At 60.3% G+C, this 17347-nt stretch carries 13 protein-coding genes and 1 tRNA gene; 3 read left to right on the top strand and 11 right to left on the bottom strand.

The annotated features are described in order from the left end of the window. Positions 1-39 precede the first annotated feature (39 nt). From pqqA to rpsU, 10 genes are all read right to left on the bottom strand, one after another. The gene (pqqA, locus tag GIW79_RS06655) at positions 40-114 is read right to left on the bottom strand and encodes a pyrroloquinoline quinone precursor peptide PqqA (RefSeq protein ID WP_003194766.1); all 75 of its coding nucleotides are present in this window, start codon (positions 112-114) and stop codon (positions 40-42) included. A 158-nt stretch (positions 115-272) separates the two neighbouring features. Beyond that, positions 273-2648 (bottom strand): pyrroloquinoline quinone biosynthesis protein PqqF, encoded by a 2376-nt coding sequence (pqqF, locus tag GIW79_RS06650; RefSeq protein ID WP_236452380.1) that lies wholly within the window; start codon positions 2646-2648, stop codon positions 273-275. A gap of 48 nt (positions 2649-2696) precedes the next feature. After that, a complete protein-coding gene (locus GIW79_RS06645) occupies positions 2697-3491 on the bottom strand; it encodes a carbon-nitrogen hydrolase family protein (protein WP_054896786.1) in 795 nt (264 codons plus the stop codon). A gap of 10 nt (positions 3492-3501) precedes the next feature. Continuing rightward, positions 3502-5205 carry a flavin monoamine oxidase family protein gene (locus GIW79_RS06640; protein WP_057976576.1) on the bottom strand — a complete coding sequence of 568 codons (1704 nt, stop codon included), beginning with the start codon at positions 5203-5205 and terminating at the stop codon, positions 3502-3504. A gap of 147 nt (positions 5206-5352) precedes the next feature. Further along, a complete protein-coding gene (locus GIW79_RS06635; protein ID WP_003194755.1) occupies positions 5353-5799 on the bottom strand; it encodes an Lrp/AsnC family transcriptional regulator in 447 nt (148 codons plus the stop codon). 112 nt (positions 5800-5911) lie between these two features. Continuing rightward, positions 5912-5988, bottom strand: a tRNA-Ile gene (locus GIW79_RS06630). Positions 5989-6003: 15 nt separating this feature from the next. After that, positions 6004-9747 (bottom strand): bifunctional diguanylate cyclase/phosphodiesterase, encoded by a 3744-nt coding sequence (locus GIW79_RS06625; protein ID WP_236452378.1) that lies wholly within the window; start codon positions 9745-9747, stop codon positions 6004-6006. 134 nt (positions 9748-9881) lie between these two features. After that, positions 9882-11729, bottom strand: coding sequence for an RNA polymerase sigma factor RpoD (gene rpoD / locus GIW79_RS06620; RefSeq protein WP_054896790.1), 1848 nt, complete (start codon positions 11727-11729; stop codon positions 9882-9884). A 67-nt stretch (positions 11730-11796) separates the two neighbouring features. After that, positions 11797-13767 carry a DNA primase gene (dnaG, locus tag GIW79_RS06615; protein WP_032895025.1) on the bottom strand — a complete coding sequence of 657 codons (1971 nt, stop codon included), beginning with the start codon at positions 13765-13767 and terminating at the stop codon, positions 11797-11799. Between the two features lie 442 nt (positions 13768-14209). Next, positions 14210-14425 carry a 30S ribosomal protein S21 gene (rpsU, locus tag GIW79_RS06610; RefSeq protein WP_002551877.1) on the bottom strand — a complete coding sequence of 72 codons (216 nt, stop codon included), beginning with the start codon at positions 14423-14425 and terminating at the stop codon, positions 14210-14212. A gap of 203 nt (positions 14426-14628) precedes the next feature. Between rpsU and tsaD the strand changes: the two genes are divergently transcribed. Further along, positions 14629-15654 carry a tRNA (adenosine(37)-N6)-threonylcarbamoyltransferase complex transferase subunit TsaD gene (tsaD, locus tag GIW79_RS06605; RefSeq protein ID WP_003194748.1) on the top strand — a complete coding sequence of 342 codons (1026 nt, stop codon included), beginning with the start codon at positions 14629-14631 and terminating at the stop codon, positions 15652-15654. A 31-nt stretch (positions 15655-15685) separates the two neighbouring features. On the opposite strand, the gene plsY is transcribed toward tsaD, so the two are convergent. Then, positions 15686-16255, bottom strand: a complete 570-nt coding sequence (plsY, locus tag GIW79_RS06600) for a glycerol-3-phosphate 1-O-acyltransferase PlsY (RefSeq protein ID WP_034128830.1) — start codon at positions 16253-16255, stop codon at positions 15686-15688. Between the two features lie 74 nt (positions 16256-16329). Between plsY and folB the strand changes: the two genes are divergently transcribed. Then, a complete protein-coding gene (gene folB, locus GIW79_RS06595; protein ID WP_054896792.1) occupies positions 16330-16683 on the top strand; it encodes a dihydroneopterin aldolase in 354 nt (117 codons plus the stop codon). After that, complete coding sequence (gene folK / locus GIW79_RS06590) at positions 16674-17192, top strand: 2-amino-4-hydroxy-6-hydroxymethyldihydropteridine diphosphokinase (RefSeq protein WP_054896793.1); 519 nt, start codon at positions 16674-16676, stop codon at positions 17190-17192. Before folB ends, folK begins: the two co-directional genes overlap by 10 nt. The last annotated feature ends 155 nt before the right edge of the window (positions 17193-17347 follow it).

Genomic DNA, 17347 nt, shown 5'->3' with positions numbered 1-17347 from the left:
ACGCCCCGGGCGAACCGAGGCGTTGTGTCACTCAGCCAATCAACGGCTGGCGAAGTACATGGTGACTTCGAAACCAATACGCAGATCAGTGTAAGCAGGTTTGGACCAGGTCATATTCTTACTCCTATCAAGGGATGGGACGTTCACTACCAAGTAATACATATAGTCCACCTCCCATTGGAGATGTTCAGATATTGCTGCGCAATGTTACGCAATTTTATTCAAGTTAGCGCTGTCTCGGTGGAGAAAGCCTGTTGCAGGGTTGGCAACGATCACGGCGCTGCTTGCCAGTCGTCGCTGATGCGCGGCCCGTTGGCCACGCATTGCCAGCCGCCTGCGGCGTCATTGAGTCGTTGCGCGGCGCGCTGCACATCCTCGCGCGTGCACGCTTGGATCAACTGTTGAATCTGATCCAGATAACCCGACGAATGGCCTGCCAGGTGCGCATGCCAGAGCAAGTCGGCAGCTTCGTTGATAGGCAGCGTCTGGGCCGCGAACTGCTGTGCGAGGGCCTGGTTACCCAAGTCGGGACTGCGCTCGATCAACGACGGCAGTTGCCCCAGGAAGGCCTGCAACTGTTGGACGATGCCGTCTAGGGAGATGGTGGGCGACTGCACCCCAAACAACAGGCCTGTTTGGCCGTTGATCTGTCGGATGCCGCTGAACACGGCGTAGCCGATTTGCAGTTCGACTCTCAAGCGCTGGTAGAACGGCCCCTGGAGCACGTGCCCGAGCAACCGCCAGTTGGCTTCATCGGCTAGGGATTGAGTCGGCGTCGGGCAGAATAACAGTAGCGCTGCTTCGCTGGATTCGGTGCTGACTGCGTGCCAGCGCTTTTGTCCGTCAAGGACGTGAGGTGTATAAGGCACGCTTGCCGGTTGCCCAGGCAGCCGGGCCGCTGCGGCTTTGATCGCGGCTTCACTGGCGGGGGGTAGGCCAGCGCCCAGCGCCTGCCAGCGCGCGGTAGCCCATGATGCTGTTGTCTCCTGAGGCTGGGGCTGAACACCCGCGCAGCAAGCGGGCAACGCCTTGAGCAGTTCGCGGATGGCGATCATCGGCACGGGAGCGGTCGGTGGCAAAGGTTCATCCGAGTTACTCAGACACCGCGCCAACGCTTCGAGCACCGCCGGCATGGGCTCGTGGAGGCCGTGCATCTTCACCAGCCAGTCAGTGGCGATCGTTTCGCAAGACAACTCGACGCCCGCCTGCCGTGCCTGTTCGCGCAACGGCCGCAACAGGCTTTCCAGCCCGGTGGGTACCGCCGAGTCAAACCGCCAGCGCAGGTACAGCGCGCCTTCGCCAGTGTCATCCGCCAAAGCCTGGCTGAAGGTCAACGCTGACAGTTCCCGTCGGCCCCGTGAGCGATCCTGAGCAAAGGTACGCAAGCCACGGTGGGCGCTGGTTTGGCCGCGAATCAGGCCGGCGCGTTCTTCCTTGGCGGGCGCACGAAGCAAAGGGTTATTGGGCGGCAGTTGCCAAGGGTGCCGTGAGGCGGGCAGGTGCAGTGAGTCGAGCATGGCCTTGAGGACTGCGGCGCCTTGTTCCGACAGGTCTTGGGCATCGTTGCGCGCCAACGCCAGGGCGCCTTGGACCTGTTGCTGGCGAGCATTGAGTAAGGCGAACTCTTCGCGTAATGCTGTCCAGTCGCTGTGTGCGAAGAAACTCAGCCAGTCGTGCAGCAACTCTTCGATCGACGTGGCCGGTTCGCGCGCGCTGCCGAGAGTGAAGTGGATATCCAGCACGGCTTGATCCGCGAATTGGTACAGCACGGACGCCTGCAGCGCGGTGGCCAGTCGTCGTGCTTGCAGCTCGGCGAGCAACCCACCGGCGGCCGAGGCGTTGAGCCAGGTGCAGAGAAACGCCAGCGCTTCCCGTGGCGCGTTACAGGTAATGACCTGATGCAGGTGTTGGCCGGCGACGTGCTGATAACGGTGTGCCGGGCCATGCATCAAGGCCGGTGGAGCGGCCTGCGGGTGCAATGGGCCGGGCGTCAGTTGGTCACTGAACTGCTGGGCCAAGGCCTGCAGGTCGGCCAGCGATTGTGGACCGGCGAGGCTCAAGGTCATCTGCCCGCTTTGATAAAAGCGTGTATGGAACCCTCGCAAGGCATGCTGAAAGTCGTCGCTTTCCACCGGCAGGCTGTCGCGGTTGCCGGCATGAAAACCGCGCAAGGGATGATCCGCCGCCAAGCCTTGCAGCAGCGTCACTTGCTGTTGGGCCTTGGCATCCTGGGACCAGGCGATGAACTCCGCCTCCAGCACTTCGCGTTCACGTTGTTGATCGTCGAGGGCCAGGCGCGGGTGAGCCAGCATATCCGCCAAACGCGCCAGCCCGTCTGCAAAAACCGGCACCGGCAGTTCAAAGAAGAACTCGGTGGTGCGCTCACGGGTGCTGGCGTTGACCTGCCCACCGTGGCGCTGCACGTAGGCCATCAGCCCTTCGCCGGCTGGAAAACGCTCGGTACCGAGAAACAACAAGTGCTCAAGAAAATGCGCCAGCCCAGGCCAGGCCAATGGCACGTCATGGCTGCCGGCAGCCACGTGTAAAACGGCGGCGCAGCGTTTCAAGCGTGGCGCATGGCGCAGGCAAACCCGCAGGCCATTGGCGAGGGTCAGGTGAAGGGGATGAGGGTGAACCGGCGCAGGCATGGGCACTTCCGAGGCGTGGGAAGTGCCTATGCTAGCAAACCCAATGGGTCAGGGCTTGTGCAGTGCGCCGTAGAGTTCGGCGCGACGGTCTTGCAGGTAGTGGTTGGCGGCGCGGGCGTCGACAATAGATTGGCGATCCAGGGTGCCGACGATCAAGGCTTCATCCAGGCCGGCCTGGGCAATTCGCTGGCCGTCCGGCGCGGCAATGCTGCTTTGCCCGCAGTAGCGAATCTCGCCTTCGTGCCCGCAGTAGTTGGCATAGGCTACAAAACACTGGTTTTCAAAGGCTCGCGCCCGCACGGTGACGTCGGCAACAAAGTCGAACGGCACCATATTGGCGGTGGGCACCAGAATCAGTTCGGCACCGGCGAGGGCCAGGCGCCGGGTGTTTTCCGGAAACTCCAGGTCGTAGCAAATCAGCATGCCCACCTTCCAACCGTTCAATTCCACCACCGGAAAATCATCGGAGCCGGCGCTGAACATCGAATGGTCAAGATCGCCAAACAAGTGGGTCTTGCGGTAGTTGCACAGGCGCGTGCCCTGGGCGTCGATCAACTGCACGGCGTTGTAGACCTGGCCGTCTTCGGCCCGTTCCGGGTAGCCATACAGGATCGCCAGCCCGGCACTTTGCGCCAGTTCGGCAATCGCCTGCGCCGATGGCCCATCCTGTGCCTCGGCCAGTGCGCCAACGGCTTCGGCGCCAATGTTATAGCCGGTGAGGAACATCTCTGGCAGCACCAGCACATCGGCGCCGTGTGCCTCATGGGCCAGTTGATGCAGGCGCTGCAGGTTGGCGGCCACATCCAGCGGCAGCGGCGGGCATTGGTACAGGGCGACACGCATGCTCAACTCCTTATTCTGCCAGGGCGATTGGCCCTATTTCATCGAACACGTCGCCTGGGCCTGGGTTCTCCGGGTGGGTGCTGCCACCGAAGTGGTTCATGATGCCCCATACCGCGTTGAGCGAGGTTTGTACCGCGCCTTCGACCCAGGCAGGCGTCCACGATACATCATCACCCGCGATGAAGATCCCGCGTTGTTCGGCGGGCATATCCTTCTGCATGAAGTGCGCATACATCCGTTGGTTGTAACGATAGTGACCGGGCAAGGCACCTTTGAAGGCCCCGAGGAAATGCGGGTCGGCCTCCCAGGACACGGTGATCGGGTCGCCGATGATGCGCGCCTTGATGTCGACCTTGGGGTAGATTTTCTTCAGTGCATCGAGGGCCAGTTTCACCCGCTTGTCGATAGGCTGGGGCAGCATCTTCAGCGCGTCGCTCATCCACGAGTAGGACAGGCAGATCACCCCCGGCTTGTCGTCACCGTTATCGAACAGGTAGGTGCCACGGGTAAGGCGGTCGGTGAGGGTCATGCTCATGAGGTCGCGCCCGGTTTGCGGGTCTTTGTCTTTCCAGAATGGGCGATCAACCATCACGAAGGTTTTCGAGGACTGCATGTAGCGAGTGCGATCCAGGGCCATCCACATTTTTTGTGAGAACAGGGTTTCGTCGCATTCGATCTGGGTGGTCAGCAGCCAGCTTTGGCAGGTGGTCAGCACCGCCGCGTATTCACGGGTGTCGCCATAGTTGTCAGTAACAGCAAAGCGGCCCTCGGCGGCGTGGGCAATGCGCTTCACGCCTGCCCGTGGTGCACCTCTATGCAGCGAGCTCAGGCTGGTACCGGCCGGCCAGTGGGCGCAGCGTTCCGGCACATGGCGCCAGATGCCCATGGGCACTTGGGCCACGCCACCGACGATCAAGTGTTGATGATCATCGCAGTTGGTCATCACCACGCGGAAGATTTCCAGCATGGAGTTGGGGAAGTCAGAGTCCCAGCCGCCGGTACCGAAACCGACCTGGCCAAACACCTCGCGGTGGTGGAACGACAATTTGGCGAAGGCTTTGGAGGTGGCGACGAAGTCGTAGAAGGTACGGTCATCCCACAGCGGCACGAGCTTGTTCCACAACTCTTTGAGGCGCGGCACGTCGCGGTCGCGGATCGCCTGCTGGATATCGCCGAACTGCGAACCGGCCTCCAAGGCGTCGGCCCAGGCATCGGCGACTTCCTGGAACAGTGCCGGTAAATCGGAAAGTTTTTGCGCGTAGTGAGTCTGGCCTTCCAGATCGATCACAGTGCTGCCGGACGCCGGCGTCAGCGGGTTGGGAAAGGGCTTGGTTTCCAGTCCCAGCTTGTCCACGTAATGGTAGAACGCCGTGGACGACACCGGGAACCGCATGCCGCCCAGCTCGGCGATGATGCCTTCGGCGCCTTCAAAGGCCTGCGAGCGCAAGCGGCCTCCCATCTTCGAGGCTTCATACACCACGGGCTTGAGCCCGAGTTTCATCAGCTCGTAGGCCGCGACCAGGCCCGCGATCCCGGCGCCGACGATCGCCACTTCGGCGCCGTGATTGGCCGCAGGAATACTGCCCAGCCCGGCGGGGTGTTCGATCCAGTCATCAAAGGCAAACGGGAAATCCGGGCCGAAGATGGTGATGGGTTTCTTGCCATCGCCCGGGTGGCGATTGGGCTTGCTGAGAGTGCTGGACGGAATGCTCATGGCTGACCTTACTGACGGCTCGGCGGGAGGAGGGCCCGTTGAGTATAGGAAAAGATGGCAGCCAGTTTAGGGAACGTTACGCGCGTTAATAAGACGCAATCTGTCGTCGGATTGCGCTAGTTTTAGTCAATGTGACGAGCTAAGTGGTCAGATTGGTTGTCCGCGATCCAATTTGTTACTGAGGATGATCGAGGTGGTGGTTTTCTCCACGCCGTCGACACTGCCGATCTGGTCCAGCAATTGGTCCAGTTGCTCCGGCGAATCGGTGCGCAGCCAAGCCACGTAATCGAACTCCCCACTCACCGCGCACAGCTGCTGCACTTGCGCCATGGCGCTCAGCCTGCGCAACACCTCTTTGCCGGAGCGGGGTTGCACGGTAATGCCCACGTAAGCCTGCAACCCACCATCCGCAACGCGCTGGCCCAGGCGCACGCCGTAACCGGTGATGACCTGGGTTTTCTCCAGGCGGGCCAGACGCGACGTGACGGTGGTGCGGGCGATGCCCAACTGCCTGGCGAGCATGGCCACGCTTTCACGGGCGTTGAGCTGCAGGGCGGCGATCAGTTGGCGGTCGATTTCGTCTAGGGCGGGCAAGGGGAGAGCTCCAGTGCGGGAGGGCAATGGGCAAGCATGGTACAGGCTTGGCCTGGCTGAAAGAACCGTGATGCCAGATACGCAAAAGCCGCGCAGTGCGCGGCTTTGAGTATGGTGGGCCCAGTAGGACTCGAACCTACGACCAAGGGATTATGAGTCCCCTGCTCTAACCAACTGAGCTATAGGCCCTCAGTAGGTCGCGGATTATAGCGATGGTTTGTTCACTGTGCCATCCGAAAAATCCTTGTGCCGTGTACGAAGGAAGCTGGCGGCAAAAAGCTCCGGCGGCAGGGGCAGGCTGACGATGTAGCCTTGCATCTGTTCACACCCCTCGCTTGCGAGGAATGCTTGTTGTGCCGGGGTTTCCACGCCTTCGGCGATGATGGTGAATTGCATGCTGTGGCCAAGGGCGATGATGGCGCGCACGATGGCTGCATCGTGAGGGTCGTCGGGCAAGCCGCGGACGAAGGATTGATCGATCTTGAGGAAGTCCAGGGGCAGGCGTTTGAGGTAGCTGAGGGACGAGTAGCCGGTGCCGAAATCATCGATTGCCAGCTGTACGCCCAGGCGCTTGAGTTGGTGCAACACCGCCAGTGCTTCTTCGGCTTGGCTCATGATGAAGTTTTCGGTGATCTCCAGCTGCAGGCAGCCGGGTTCGAGGTGGTAATCGCGCAGCAGTTGTTCGATGCGTGACAGCAGGTTGGGGTGACGCAGTTGCGCGCCTGCAAGGTTGACCGACAGGGGGCCGAAATCCTCGAAAGCCGCTTGCCAGGCGTGCAACTGCCGGCAGGCCTGTTCCAGTACCCAGTCGCCGATTTGCAGGATCATGCCGTTCTCTTCGGCCAGGGCAATAAAGTGCTCGGGCGGGACCTCGCCCAAGGTCGGGTGGTGCCAACGGATCAAGGCTTCGGCGCCGATCAGTTGTTGGGTGACCAGGCTGCGTTTGGGTTGGTAATACAGGCTCAATTCTTCACGTTCGATGGCGCGTCGCAGTTCGTGCTCCAGCGCTACGCGTTCATTGGCCTGGGCGGTCAGGTCGCGGGTGTAGCGCTCGACCCGGTTGCGCCCCTTGGCTTTGGAGCGATACATCGCGGCGTCGGCATTTTTGACCAGGGTGGCGACGTCGGTACCGTCTTGCGGATACAGACTGGTGCCGATACTCGCGCTGATGAAGAACTCATGCTCGCCGGCCTGGAATGGCGGGGTAAAACAGTCGAGCAGTTTGTTCGCCAAGTGCTGGGCGTCGCTGGCCTGTTGCAAGCCGGGCAGCAGGATGATGAATTCGTCGCCGCCCAAGCGAGCAACGGTGTCCACGTCCCGCAACTGCTCCTTGAGGCGTACGGCGATGTCTTTGAGCAGCAGGTCGCCAACCGGGTGGCCGAGGCTGTCGTTGATGTGCTTGAAGCGGTCGAGGTCGAGAAACAGCACCGCGCCCTGTTTACCACTTTCCTGCTGGCCGTTGAGGGCGGCCTGCAGCCGGTTTTCAAACAGGGTGCGGTTGGGCAGGCCAGTCAATGGGTCGTGGTGGGCCTGATAATCCAGGCGGGCCTGGGCCAGCTTGAGGCTGGAGATGTCGGCAAACACAGCAACGAAGTGCGTGACCAATTGCTCGCGGTTACGCACAGCGCTGATGGTCAGCCAGCTCGGATACACCTCGCCATTCTTGCGGCGGTTGGAGATCTCTCCTTGCCAGTGGCCATAGGTCGTCAACTGGTGCCACATCGCCGCATAGAACGCGCTGTCGTGCAGGCCGGAGGCGAGCAGGCGCGGGGTATGGCCAAGGGCTTCAACCTCGCTGTAGCCGGTTATCTCCGTGAAGGCGCGGTTGACGGCGCTGATGTTCTGCCGTGTGTCGGTGATCAAGACGCCTTCGGCGGTGCTTTCGAACACCGTGGCGGCCTGCTGCAGTTTTTCCTGCATCAACTGGCGTTCGGTGATGTCCCGGGCGATGGTCAGCATGCAATCTTCGTCGCCAATCGGCAGTGGGCGGCTGGACACTTCGCACAGGCGAATCTGGCCGTCGGCACGACGGATATGACAGATGAAATCGCGGACAAAGCCGTCGCGTTGCATCAATTCCAGCATGTGCTTGCGTTCGTTGAGGTCGACCCAGATGCCCAGGTCCAAGGCAGATTGGTCGAGTGAAGAGGCGCTGGTGAAGCCGGTCAGGTGGCTGAAACCTTCGTTCACTTCAATCAGCAGGCCATCCCTTTGGCGACTCAGTAGTAAACCGTCGGGGGAAGCATGGAATGCCTTGGCGAATTTCTCTTCGGAGGTTTGCAACTGCTGTTGGGTTTCCTTGAACTCGGTGATATCGCGCACCACCACCACTAGGGCTTCAGTGGTATCGAGTTGGAACGGCTCAGCTGAGATCAGCCCGGTAAATGCCTGACCATTGCTGCGCAGAAAGGACATTTCCAGGTTACGGATACTGGTGGTCTGTACCCGCTGCAGCAAATCCGGACCGACGCCCTGAATGCCCCATATATTCAGATCTGAGGCGGTTTTGCCTACCACCTCGTCGGCGCGCAGCCCAATCTGGTCCTCGAATGCCTTGTTGACCTCCAGCAGGCAGCCATCAGACATCCGGGCAATCACCAGGATGTCCGGGCACTGCTGAAACACCGAGGCAAATTTCTGCTCGGACAATTGCAGGGCTTCTTCGGTGCGCTTGGCTTCGCTGATATCGATCATCAGGCCGCGCAGCACTGGCTCGTGGCCGTGTTCGATCAGGCTGACAATGTCACGTACCCACAGGCAGCGGCCATCAGCGGTGATGACCCGGTAATCAATACTGTGATCACGGTTGGCACGAGTTTCCCGATAGCAATAGGCCTCGGCGCGGGTCAGGTCAGCGGGATGGATGATGTTGCGCCAGAAGCCTGGAATCAGCCAATGGGCGCGGGGATAGCCAAGCAGGTCTTCGGCATGGGGCGACACATAGCTGTAGGTGAAGTCGCTGATGCTTGCTTCCCAGGCGATGGCGGACAAGCTCTCCACCAAGCCGCGATAGTGGTACTCGCTGCTTCGCAGTTCTTGCTCAAGGGCGACCCGACGGGAAATTTCCGAGCTGAGCCGGCGATTGATCCGAATGACGATCGCCAGCACCGTACTCAACAGCAGCACCGCTGGCAGGCCGTACGTGAGCAGGTCAGCCCAGAAGGTACGGTGATCGGTGAAGCTGCCGACCCAGTGTTGCTGGATCGCATCAGTTTCCGCTGAACTGAGATCGGCGAGGACTTTGTCCAGGATGCCCACCAGGATTTTCTCATCCCGCGGCACGCCCATCGCCAGTTGGTAGCGGTAGGGCGTTTCGCCGCTGACGTACAGGCCGTCGAGCTTGAGTTGGCGCAGGCTCCAGACGCTGGAGGCGAGGTCGCCGACCACGGCATCCACTTCATCGGTGGCCAGGGCTTGCAGCGTCGAACTGACGTTGGGCAGGGCGACCAGATTCAGGTCCGGATGGTGGGTGCGGAGCAATTCATGGGGGGCGTAGTTCTCCACCACGGCAATTTTCAGCCCGTACAAATCCTTGAGGCTGCGTGGTTTCGCGCCGCCTTCATGGGCCAGGATGACGATGGGAAAGTCGAGATAGGGGCGTGTGAAGGCCAGGAAGTTTTGGCGTTCGGGGGTGGACATAATGCCCGGCAGCAGGTCGAGCTGATTATTGCGGGCTTGTTCAAGCACTGCGGTCCAGTTCACCGGTTCGATCAGTTTGATTCGCACACCCAGGCGGTCCTGAAGCAGGCGTACGTAATCGGCTGCCAAGCCCTGATATCGGCCATTTTCATCGCGATATTCAAAAGGTGGCCAAGACGCATCCACGCCTAGGCGCAGCTCCTGATGGTCCGCCAACCAGCTACGCTCATCATCCGTAAGAGTCAACGCGCCAGCCGTTGCGGTCCAGGTCAGCAGCGACAGCAGTATCACGGTCGGCAATCTGGGCATAACGGTCTCGTTATGGCACGGGGAATGTCTCGAGTGTAGACGGGCATTGCGAGGGTGGGGTGGTGCGGGGCAGTTAATCTGTCAAAGCAATCGGTAGAAAGCAAAACCCCCGGCCTGGGCCGGGGGTTCTGGTATCACTCGTCGAGGAAGGAGCGCAGATGCTCGCTTCGCGTCGGGTGGCGCAACTTGCGCAGCGCCTTGGCTTCGATCTGACGGATCCGCTCACGGGTCACGTCAAACTGCTTACCGACTTCCTCAAGGGTGTGGTCGGTATTCATGTCGATGCCGAAACGCATGCGCAGTACCTTGGCTTCACGGGCAGTGAGGCCGGACAGTACGTCGCGAGTCGCTTCTTTCAAGCTCTCAACAGTGGCGACATCGATTGGCGACTGCATGGTCGAGTCTTCGATGAAGTCACCCAGATGGGAGTCTTCGTCATCACCAATCGGCGTTTCCATGGAGATCGGCTCTTTGGCGATCTTCAGTACCTTGCGGATTTTATCCTCAGGCATTTCCATGCGTTCGCCCAGCTCTTCCGGGGTCGGTTCGCGACCCATTTCCTGCAACATCTGCCGGGAAATGCGGTTGAGCTTGTTGATGGTCTCGATCATGTGCACCGGAATACGGATGGTGCGGGCCTGGTCGGCGATCGAGCGAGTGATCGCCTGACGGATCCACCAGGTGGCATAAGTCGAGAACTTGTAGCCGCGACGGTATTCGAACTTGTCCACCGCCTTCATCAAGCCGATGTTGCCTTCCTGGATCAGATCAAGGAACTGCAGGCCACGGTTGGTGTACTTCTTGGCGATGGAGATCACCAGACGCAAGTTCGCTTCAACCATCTCTTTTTTCGCGCGGCGGGCCTTGGCCTCACCGATCGACATGCGACGGTTGATGTCTTTGATTTCTGCAATCGTCAGGCCGGTTTCGGTCTCAAGCGCGGTCAGCTTCTGCTGGCAACGGATGATATCGGGCTGCAGGCGACCTATGGCTTCGGCGTATTTCGCCTTGCCCTTGGCCAGTGCGTCGCTCCAGCTTTCGTCAACTTCGTTGCCCGGGAACTGGCGCAGGAAATCGGTACGCGGCATGCGCGCATCACGCACACAGAGCTGCATGATCGCACGCTCTTGGGCACGCAGACGCTCAAGAGCACTGCGAACACGCTCAACCAGGCCTTCGAATTGCTTGGGCACCAGCTTGATCGGCATGAACAGCTCAGCCAGGGCCACCAGCTCGGCAATTGCCTGCTTGTTGCCGCGACCGTGCTTCTTCAGGGCCTTGCGGGTGATTTCCATTTGATCGGAAACCGCACCGAAGCGCTGGGCCGCGATGACCGGGTCTGGACCGCTTTCGGCTTCTTCTTCGTCGTCGCTGCTTTCAGCTTCGTCGTCGTCGGAGTCGTCGTCCGCTTTTGCGGCTTTCGCATCAACAGGCGGCGGTACTTCGGCGGCAGGCGGCGCAATGCCGTCGTCCGGGTCGATATAACCGCTCAGGACGTCGGACAGGCGGCCACCTTCGGTGGTGACGCGGGTGTACTCGGCGAGAATGTGGTCAACCGTGCCAGGGAAGTGCGCAATGGCGCCCATCACTTCACGGATACCCTCTTCGATACGCTTGGCGATTTCGATCTCGCCTTCGCGTGTCAGCAGCTCGACGGTACCCATTTCGCGCATATACATGCGCACAGGGTCTGTCGTGCGGCCGATATCGGTCTCTACTGCAGCCAGCGCGGCAGCAGCTTCCTCAGCGGCGGCCTCGTCGGTATCAGCGTCGGCCAGCATAAGGGAATCCTTATCTGGCGCGACTTCGAATACGTTGATCCCCATGTCGTTAATCATGCGGATGATGTCTTCCACCTGCTCAGGATCTGAAATATCCTCAGGCAGGTGGTCGTTGACCTCCGCGTAAGTCAGGTAACCCTGCTCACGACCAAGAAGTATCAACTCTTTGATACGAGACTGCTGTTGCGCTTTTCCGGACATAACACCCTATCCACTGAAGGTCTTGGCGGGCAAAAAACAAGCCGAGGATTATACCCGAGCTATGACCTCACACGCCAGCTGAGGTCGGGTTTGATGCGTAAACATTCTGTTTTAAGAGGTCGCGCATCTGTTTTGCTATCTGAATCTGCTCTTCAGCCGATAATCCCGGCTGCCTTGCTCTCTTGATAAGTTCATCGAGGGTCTGAGTGTGTTGACCCGCGGATAACCTATTAATGGTGTCTAAAAACTGTTGTTCAAGGTTGTCGCCGTCAATTAGCCACTCCTTTTCCGCCAGTGCCCGCAATAAACGGCCCTGTTCCGTGCCATGCCAGCGAGCCATCAACTGGATTGAGTTTAGCTTAGGGTTTTTCTGCACGGCTTCGATCAGTGCGATAAGCACCTGAGCATAGGTATTGCTCTCGTTGGCAAAGTGGTCGGCACTTTCAACCTTACCGGCCAATTGCGGGTGATGAATCAGTGTGCGCAGTGCAATCAATGTGGGGGCTTCCACCGCTACGGGCGTGCGTGGTGCGTAGGCTTCATCGCGATCACCGCGTTTGCCGTTTTTGCTCCAGGGCTTTTTGTCCCACTTCTTGCCGCCGGCGCCGGGCTTCTTCGGCGTCCATTCCTGTTGGGGGGCGAAGGCCTCCTGAGGTTGGTGGAAGTCGGCATAGTCCGGCATGGCGTCGTAATCCATGCCGGGGTCGTAGGCTGGCGGTGCATCCTGCGGGGCGCTGTGCACCAGCTGGCTTACGGCTTCACCGCTTAAACCAGTGATCTCCAGCAGGCGCTGGCGCATCAGCGTGCGCAAATTAGCGCCCGGGACTTTGTCGATCAGCGGCGCCGCGAGGGTGGCCATATGGGCCTTGCCTTCGAGGGAGCGCGGGTCGGCTTCTTCGGTCAGCTGCTGGAAAAAATAATCCGCCAGCGGCTGCGCATGTTGATTGATACGTGCGCGGAACGCGTCGGTACCTTCCGAGCGCACCAGGGTGTCCGGGTCTTCGCCTTCAGGCAGGAACAGGAAGCGTGCGCGGCGCCCATCCTGCAGGCTCGACAGCGTGGCTTCGAGCGCGCGCCAGGCGGCGTTGCGGCCCGCCTGGTCGCCGTCGAAGCAAAACAGCACGCTGGGCACGACGCGGAACAGGCGCTTCAAATGTTCTTCGCTGGTGGCGGTGCCGAGGGTCGCGACCGCGTTACGCAAGCCTTGTTGGGCCAGGGCGATCACGTCCATATAGCCTTCAACCACGATGATCTCGTCGAGGTTGCGGTTGTTCTTGCGCGCCTCGAACAGGCCGTAGAGTTCCTGGCCCTTGTGGAACACCGGGGTCTCCGGAGAGTTCAGGTACTTGGGCTTGTCGTCCCCGAGTACACGGCCGCCGAAGGCGATGATGCGGCCACGGCTGTCGCGGATCGGGAACATCACCCGGTCGCGGAAGCGGTCATAGCGCTTGCCGGTCTCGGCGTTTTCCACCAGCAGGCCGGCATCGATCATGGCCTTTTGCTGGAGGGTGTCGCTGCTCAGGTGTTTATACAGATTGTCCCAGCCCGGCGGAGCGAAGCCGAGGCCGAAGTCCCGGGCGATTTCGCCGGTGAGGCCGCGCCCTTTAAGGTAATCGACAGCGGCCTTGCGCTGCGGGTGGCTCTTGAGTGCCTGGCGGTAAAAATCGGCAGCAGCGGTGAGCAGCGGATACAGCGGCGAATCGGTGGGTTGCCGCGGTTTGTGCGGCCGGCCACTTTCTTCGCGGGGCACTTCCATGCCGGCGGCTTTCGCCAGGTCCTCGACAGCCTGGGGGAAGTCCAGGTTGTCGTGGTCCATCAGGAAGCCCAGGGCATTCCCGCCCGCCCCGCAACCGAAGCAGTAATAGAACTGCTTGTCGGGGCTGACGCTGAAGGATGGGGTTTTTTCTTTATGAAAAGGGCAGCAGGCGGTGTAGTTTTTGCCGGCTTTTTTCAGCTGTACGCGTGAGCTGACAACATCGACGATGTCGGTGCGGTTCAGAAGGTCGTCAATAAAGCTCTGGGGAATCAGCCCGGCCATGGCGTTCTCGTCATCACTGCGTGTAAATGAGGGCCCGTGACGTGTTCAAGCGCACGTAAGGAGTGCTCGATCATCATCGTCTGCATGGGTCATCAGGGAGTGTATCTGCCGAATATTTACTGAGGATAGTTTCTGATCGGTCTTCGGCATGGAAATGTTGCCCGGGCGTCCGGTCTAGGCCAATGGCGGCCTCGGAAACGCATCGTTGGGCACAGCCGATACAGTTGATCGTCTGTTTGAAGAATAGGTGTGCTCGTCAGTAGCCTTGTTAGGCTCGTCAGAAGAGACGTGCACCGCTGGCAAAAGAGCCAGCCCTGACGTGTGAAGCAGTGTCTCGGTCGCATGTGCGGCGTCGACGGTGAAGCATCAAGCGATATCCGCAAATGCCAACAGCCCGGCTGAGGGCCGGGCTTGGCAGAAGCTTGCTACGAACGTCTGTGTATTAGTACAGACGAACGGCGCGGCGCTGTTCGCGCTGAACTTTCTTAGCGTGACGCTTAACAGCGGCTGCTGCTTTGCGCTTACGCTCAGAAGTTGGCTTCTCATAAAATTCGCGGCTACGAACTTCAGCCAGAACACCGGCTTTTTCGCAGGAGCGCTTGAAACGACGCAGAGCTACGTCGAAGGGTTCGTTCTCTTTTACTTTGACGGCTGGCATCCAGAGCTACCTTCTTTCATTACCGGGAATCAACGTTCTCGTCGCAAAAAATTCGCGGCTGAGGTCGTCGGTTTTTAAGGGTTGCGGATGTTAACCCCTCATTGCCCGGAATGCAAAGCCTCTGATCGAAAACCGCTAGTCGGGAGGGGGAGTGGCGACTATTATGCGCGCCTTCGAATTCAGCCTCTACAAGGCGCAAACCCATGCTAGTACTGGGACTTGAAACCTCCTGCGACGAAACCGGAGTCGCACTATACGACAGTGAACGCGGGCTTTTGGCCGATGCACTGTTCAGTCAGATCGACCTGCATCGCGCCTATGGCGGCGTGGTGCCGGAGCTTGCCAGCCGCGATCACGTCAAGCGCATGCTGCCGCTGATCCGCCAGGTGCTGGATGAAGCCGGCTGTGTGGCTACCGAGATCGATGCCATCGCTTACACCGCCGGCCCCGGATTGGTCGGAGCCCTGCTGGTTGGGGCCTCTTGCGCCCAGGCGTTGGCGTTTGCCTGGGGCATTCCTGCCCTTGGTGTGCACCATATGGAAGGCCATTTGTTGGCGCCCATGCTGGAAAAAACACCGCCGGAGTTCCCGTTCGTCGCTTTGTTGGTTTCGGGGGGGCATACGCAGCTGGTTCAGGTGGACGGGATCGGCCAATACACACTGTTGGGCGAGTCGCTGGACGATGCCGCCGGTGAAGCGTTCGACAAAACCGCGAAGATGATGGGACTTAATTATCCGGGTGGTCCGGAAATCGCCCGCCTTGCCGAGAACGGCGTTGCCGGTCGCTACACCTTCCCGCGGCCGATGTGTGATCGTCCTGGCTTGATGTTCAGTTTCAGCGGCTTGAAAACCTCTGCCTTGAACACCTGGCAGCAGAGCGTCAGCGCCGGGGACGACGGCCAGCAAGCCCGTTGCGACATCGCGCTGGCGTTCCAGCAGGCTGTGGTGGAGACTTTGACCATCAAGTGCAAGCGCGCCCTGAAACAGGCGGGCATGAAGCGGCTGGTGATCGCAGGCGGCGTCAGCGCCAACAAGGCGTTGCGCAGTTCCCTGGAAAAAATGCTCGGCGACATGAATGGCAATGTGTTCTACGCACGCCCTGAGTTCTGCACTGACAACGGCGCAATGATCGCCTATGCCGGTTGCCAGCGCTTGCAGGCCGGACAGCACGAAAGCCTGGCGATCAGCGTGCAGGCGCGCTGGCCGATGGAACAATTGCCGCCGTTGTAAGGTTCAAGGGCGCCGAGTCCAGGCGGGATATTTAAAAATGCCGTTCGCGCCCGGCAAACAGGTCGCGTAGATTGCCGCGGTGGCGCCAGACGATCAGCAGTGTCAGCACGCTCATCGGTAACAGCGCTTGCGGTTCCTGCCAGGCCAGCAACGGCAGGGTCAGCGGCGTAGCAATCAGCGCGGCCAGCGAGCTGGTACGGGTCAGGTAGAACGTCAGCAGCCAGGCGAGCATGGCCAGTAACGCCGCAGGAGGGTAAATACCCAGCAGCATGCCGGCCGCCGTGGCTACGCCCTTGCCGCCGCGAAAACGGAAGTACAACGGGAACAGGTGGCCCAGGACGGCACATAGGCCCACCCAGGCTTGCTGCTGCAAGCCAAGGCCGACGAGGCTGGCGATCAGCACGGGCAGCAGGCCTTTGCAAACGTCGCCCAGCAAGGTCAGGACGGCGAGTTTCTTGCCGGCCAGGCGCAACATATTGGTGGCGCCGGCATTGCCTGAGCCACTCATTCGCGGATCGGGGTTTCCCGTCAAGCGGCTGAGCAAAATGGCGAAGGACAGCGAGCCGAGCAGGTAGGCGAAAATCGCCAGTGACCAAAACATGCTAACTATTCCGGGCGAGGACGCCCTGATTCTAACGGGGCATCGCGCCCTTGTCGTGCTGCGGAGAAAAGTGCTTGGACAGAGTGTTTATCGAAGGCCTGGAAGTCGACACCGTGATCGGGGCTTACGACTGGGAGCGCGGAATCCGGCAATGCCTGCGCCTGGACCTGAGCTTCGCCTGGGATAATCGCCCAGCTGCGGCCGGTGATGACCTGACCCTGGCACTGGATTACGCCAGGGTGTCTGCGCGTATCCAGGCCTTTGCCGAGCAGTCCCAGTACCAACTGGTGGAAACCTTTGCCGAGCGTCTGGCCGAAGTGCTGATGAGTGAATTCCAGATTCCCTGGCTGCACCTCAAGTTGACCAAGCCCGGCGCGGTGCCGGCTGCCAAGGGCGTGGGCGTGGAGATCGAGCGCGGATGTCATTGACTCAGGTTTACCTCGGGCTTGGCAGCAATATCGACCGCGAGGCTCGTCTATGTGCCGGCTTGGATGCGTTGGCCGGTTTCTTGACGGATATGCGCTGTTCGGCGGTGTTCGAAAGCCAGCCGGTGGGGATCAAAAGTGGGCCGTTTTTCAATCTGGTGGTGTCGGCTTATACCGACCTGCCGTTGATGGAGTTGGATCGTCGTTTGAAATCCATCGAGGCTGACAATGGCCGATACGCGCCAGACCGCAAAGGCCTGCCGCTGGATATCGATGTGTTGTTGTATGGCGATCTGGTGGGCAATTTCGATGGCTTGATCTTGCCGCGAGCCGAAATCCTGAAAAACGCCTTTGTGTTGTGGCCGCTGTCGATGATGGCGCCGGACCGTATGCACCCTGAGGCTGGCAGGACAATGGCCGAATTATGGCGAGACGCGCAGATTGATCAGGTATTGGCACCGGTTGCGTTCGAATGGCAGGGTCAGCCACTCACGCCACGAGCTGTTTTGTAGGAGCCGAGCTTGTTGTGGCGAGGGAGCTTGCTCCCGCTGGGTCGCGAAGCGGCCCCACTATCTTTTGGGGGGGTCGCCCCGGGAGGCCCCGCCCGGCCCCCGGGGGCGCGCGCCCCCCCCCCCCCCCGGCCCCCCCCACGCGCGGGGGGTTGCTT

The sequence above is a fragment of the Pseudomonas sp. PA-7-1E genome (assembly GCF_021605325.1).
GTDB classification, from domain to species: Bacteria; Pseudomonadota; Gammaproteobacteria; order Pseudomonadales; family Pseudomonadaceae; genus Aquipseudomonas; species Aquipseudomonas fluorescens_BV.
The sequence above is the reverse complement of the archived record's forward strand: the minus strand, read 5'-3'. Positions and strand labels throughout refer to the sequence as shown.

Coding starts and splice junctions, on each gene's coding strand:
- pqqF (WP_236452380.1), bottom strand. CDS start 2,648: ATGCCTGCGCCGGTTCACCCTCATCCCCTTCACCTGACCCTCGCCAAT.
- GIW79_RS06645 (WP_054896786.1), bottom strand. CDS start 3,491: ATGCGTGTCGCCCTGTACCAATGCCCGCCGCTGCCGCTGGATGTGGCC.
- GIW79_RS06640 (WP_057976576.1), bottom strand. CDS start 5,205: ATGAGCATTCCGTCCAGCACTCTCAGCAAGCCCAATCGCCACCCGGGC.
- GIW79_RS06625 (WP_236452378.1), bottom strand. CDS start 9,747: ATGCCCAGATTGCCGACCGTGATACTGCTGTCGCTGCTGACCTGGACC.
- rpoD (WP_054896790.1), bottom strand. CDS start 11,729: ATGTCCGGAAAAGCGCAACAGCAGTCTCGTATCAAAGAGTTGATACTT.
- dnaG (WP_032895025.1), bottom strand. CDS start 13,767: ATGGCCGGGCTGATTCCCCAGAGCTTTATTGACGACCTTCTGAACCGC.
- rpsU (WP_002551877.1), bottom strand. CDS start 14,425: ATGCCAGCCGTCAAAGTAAAAGAGAACGAACCCTTCGACGTAGCTCTG.
- tsaD (WP_003194748.1), top strand. CDS start 14,629: ATGCTAGTACTGGGACTTGAAACCTCCTGCGACGAAACCGGAGTCGCA.
- plsY (WP_034128830.1), bottom strand. CDS start 16,255: ATGTTTTGGTCACTGGCGATTTTCGCCTACCTGCTCGGCTCGCTGTCC.
- folK (WP_054896793.1), top strand. CDS start 16,674: ATGTCATTGACTCAGGTTTACCTCGGGCTTGGCAGCAATATCGACCGC.